We start from the raw sequence: 3,652 nt of genomic DNA on the forward strand, positions 1-3,652 counted from the left end.
CAAAAAGCATAATATACACATACACCCTGACCCTGACCTGATAGAGGTTTTATCACAACTCGATTTGAATGCTGAGATTCCGGCTGATCTTTATGTTGTTGTCGCTGAGCTGTTGGCATTTGTATATTCCCTAAACTCGAATAATTCCCAATCCGGATAAACCAGAAAGAATAGCCACAAAGGCACTAAGACACAAAGAATAACTGTTTATTATAATTTAACTTTGTGTCTTGGTGTCTTGGTGGCGAAAATATTTTGTTAGATAAATCCTTCGCAAATATGATGTGATTTGAATAAATAGGTACTAAAATCAGAAATAGTCGCATAAGCGGCGGCAAAAAGTTCCCATAGGCATTTTTTTCCTCCGAATTTTTATCCAGCCGATGTTAGACCATTTCCCACAGCGCATTTAATTACATATTTATCAATATGTTACGCAAAGATGTCATCCTGTTGCAGTTGGCATTGATATTGCAAATAAAAAGAATCAATCATTAAGCCGACAAAGGAAGGGGTCAGAATATGATATCAGGAATCTATACATTAATTGACGGTGCTTTGGTGCACCAGCTTAGATTTGAAACCATTTCCAATAATCTTGCCAACCTGAATACGAATGCATTCCGGAAAGATATCATCTCTTTTAGTCAGACGCTTTCGATGAATTACGTTTCTGTAACCGATTTCTCGCCGGGTCCTGTCAGACATACAGGGAATGACCTGGATGTGGCTTTGGAGGGCCAGGGTTTTTTTAAGGTTCAGACTCCCAAGGGAATACGCTATACGAGGGACGGCGCTTTTACCCTTAATGCCCAGGGTGTTCTGGTGACTCGTACCGGTGATGTCGTCTTGGGGGAAAATGGTCCCATTACAATTGCCGGAGGAAAGATGACCATAACAAATGACGGACAGGTTGTCGTGGACGGCACGCCGGTGGATAAGTTAATGCTGGTCGAATTCAAACGGCCTCAGTTTCTTAGGAAAGAAGGCCGTTCGTATTACTTCCATCAGGGAGAAGAGAATGAAGTTTTAGCAGCCGCAGAAACCAGTGTTAAACAGAGTTATCTGGAGGGTTCCAATGTTAATCCGACGACAGAGATGATTAAGATGCTGGAAGCCTTCAGATCGTTTGAGTCGGCCCAAAAGGCCATTCAGACCATTGATGAAATTACCAGCAAAATGATTAATGACCAAGGTATGGTGTAATAAGGGAGGAGATAATTATGCTAAGAGGATTGTGGTCGGCGGCATCGGGAATGGCCGCCCAGAAAATGACTATTGATGTTATTGCCAATAACCTGGCCAATGTAAGTACCGTCGGTTTTAAAAAGAGCCGGACCGATTTTCAGGACTTGATGTATCAGACTATCAGCCAGGGCGGCTCACAAACAGCGGACGGCGGTCAGATCCCTACAGGTATCCAAATCGGTATGGGGGTAATGCCTGTCGGGGTCCAGAAAATGTTCATGCAGGGAGATTTTCAAGAAACCAAAAATGAATTGCATATGGCGATTGAAGGCCGGGGTTTCTTCAAGGTGATCAGCAATGAAGAGGATGCCTATAGCCGGTCAGGCAATTTTAAATTGGATTCAGACGGCAATATCGTCACACCCAACGGCGAAAAATTGCAACCGGAGATGAGTATTCCAGCGAATACGGTTTCTATCGAAATCAGCACCGATGGAACCGTAACCATTTTTGACGCCACCGGTACAGGGAGCCAACTTGGAACTCTGGAATTATATTCATTTGCCAATGCGGCGGGCCTTAAAAGTATGGGGCACAATCTGTATAAAGCCACCGACAGCTCGGGAGAAGCTGTTTCCGGCACACCGGGCTCCGATGGTATGGGAACAATTGTGCAGGGGTATCTGGAGATTTCCAATGTGGATGTTGTGGAAGAGATGGTTTCCATGATTATGGCCCAGAGGGCCTACGAGATTAACAGCAAGGCCATCAAAACAGCCGATGAAATGCTGTCAATAGTTAATAATATCAAGAGGTAGCCGCCATGGTTAAAACTACCCGCATTACCATTATTTTAATCATTTTTTTGGCCCTTTGCTTGTCTGTAACGGTCAAGCCGGCCGCCGCTAAGGACGTTGAAGCGGCCGGGTCACAAAATTATCAATCCATAACGGAAGGGAAACTTCGAGAGGTCTATACTCAATTTCTTTACCGTCGCCTGGGGAAAGAAAGGCCGGATGTAGTCGTGTCCAAATTTAAAGTTTCCGGCAACAAGCCGGTTGCCTCCGGAAAGATCAGCATTCAGCTGTTTCAAAAAAACAGCAAAAGGCTGGAAGGCTATGTAAAATTAGTTGCTGTTATCAGCGTGGACGGGGTGGTAAGGAACAAGGTTAAGCTTTCCGGCTGGGCGGATGTATTTGAATCGATAGTTTGCGCCGCTCGCAATCTTAAGAGGAAAGAGATCATCAGAGCAGACGATGTTTATTTAGCCAGAAGAAATATCTCGCACGTATCTGCAAACTATTTAACCGATATCAGCAAAGTGACCGGACTGATGGCCAAGCATAGTATCAAGGCAGATACCAGTATTAAAGCATGGATGCTGGAAAAATCTCCGGTTGTCAACAAAGGTGACCTGGTCACGATTCTGGCAGAATCAAGCGGTCTAAGGATAACTGTTCCCGGAAAGGTTTTAATGAAAGGTTTTGCGGGCCAACTTGTAAAGGTTCAGAACCTGATGAGCAAAAGAAAGATTTACGCAAAAATTATAAATTCCTCAACCGTGATGGTGGATTTTTAGCAAAGGAGAAATCAATGCCCACAAGGAAATACATAATTTTATGCATGGCACTTGTATTTTTAACCGCCTGTGCCGGCGCGCCCAAAAGCACATCTACTCCAGCTGGAATCAAAGAGGTCCGTGAACCCGGATTTCCGGTTTTTACATCTCCCCGGCCCGCGGAAGGGTCATTATGGTCGGATGTCTCAGGGGTTGATCTGTTTACGGACAGCAGAGCCAGAAAAGTGGGCGATATTGTCACTGTGCGAATTGTGGAAGACCCGGAAGCCCAATTGAATGCCAATACCAAAACGAGTCGATCATCGAGTGTCAGCGCAGCCAAACTGAAGTTTTTAGGTTATATGAAGCAGCTGGCCAACAAAAACTCAACGCTGGCACAGAACCCGGGTACTGATGATTTAATCGCGGCAACTCTGGGCATGGATTTTGACGGTAAAGGCAGCAGTGATCGGGACGGGCATGTAAAAGCCTACATTGCGGCCTTGGTTGAAAGGGTTCTTCCCAACGGGAACCTTTATATTAACGGCAAAAGAGAGATCAAGGTTAATAATGAAATGCAGTTCATAACTATCTCGGGCATAATAAGGCCGGAGGATATAAGCCCGGCCAATGAAATCGCTTCTACGTACGTGGCTTCCGCCAGGATACTTTATGCCGGCAAAGGCCCCGTAGCGGATAAACAGAAACCGGGCTGGTTAGGGAGGGTAGTTGATTATGTCTGGCCGTTTTAGATTATATTTGCTGATTATATTGTTGTTCAGTTTCATTTATCCATCCATGGGTATGCCGGCGAGGATCAAGGATATCGCTTCGATCAAGGGGATCAGGTCCAATCAACTGTTCGGCTATGGCCTGATTGTCGGTCTTAACGGCAGTGGTGATAAA

Annotated in this window: 5 protein-coding genes; all 5 read left to right on the top strand. The window is 45.0% G+C overall.

The window, feature by feature from the left end:
• The first annotated feature begins 522 nt into the window (after positions 1–522).
• Positions 523–1,206: a flagellar hook-basal body protein gene (locus V3S16_RS15885; RefSeq protein ID WP_413886689.1), complete on the top strand. Its 684-nt coding sequence runs from the start codon at positions 523–525 to the stop codon at positions 1,204–1,206.
• 17 nt (positions 1,207–1,223) lie between these two features.
• Positions 1,224–2,006 (top strand): flagellar basal-body rod protein FlgG, encoded by a 783-nt coding sequence (gene flgG / locus V3S16_RS15890; RefSeq protein ID WP_413886691.1) that lies wholly within the window; start codon positions 1,224–1,226, stop codon positions 2,004–2,006.
• Positions 2,007–2,011: 5 nt separating this feature from the next.
• Positions 2,012–2,767: a flagellar basal body P-ring formation chaperone FlgA gene (gene flgA / locus V3S16_RS15895; protein WP_413886693.1), complete on the top strand. Its 756-nt coding sequence runs from the start codon at positions 2,012–2,014 to the stop codon at positions 2,765–2,767.
• 14 nt (positions 2,768–2,781) lie between these two features.
• Entirely contained in the window at positions 2,782–3,498 is a 717-nt protein-coding gene (locus V3S16_RS15900; protein WP_413886695.1) for a flagellar basal body L-ring protein FlgH, read from the top strand.
• A 52-nt stretch (positions 3,499–3,550) separates the two neighbouring features.
• Positions 3,551–3,652 (top strand): flagellar basal body P-ring protein FlgI (locus tag V3S16_RS15905; protein WP_413886697.1); only part of this gene is annotated, 102 nt, incomplete at its 3' end.

This window comes from Candidatus Desulfatibia sp. (genome assembly GCF_036446775.1).
Lineage (GTDB): Bacteria > Desulfobacterota > Desulfobacteria > Desulfobacterales > UBA11574 > Desulfatibia_A.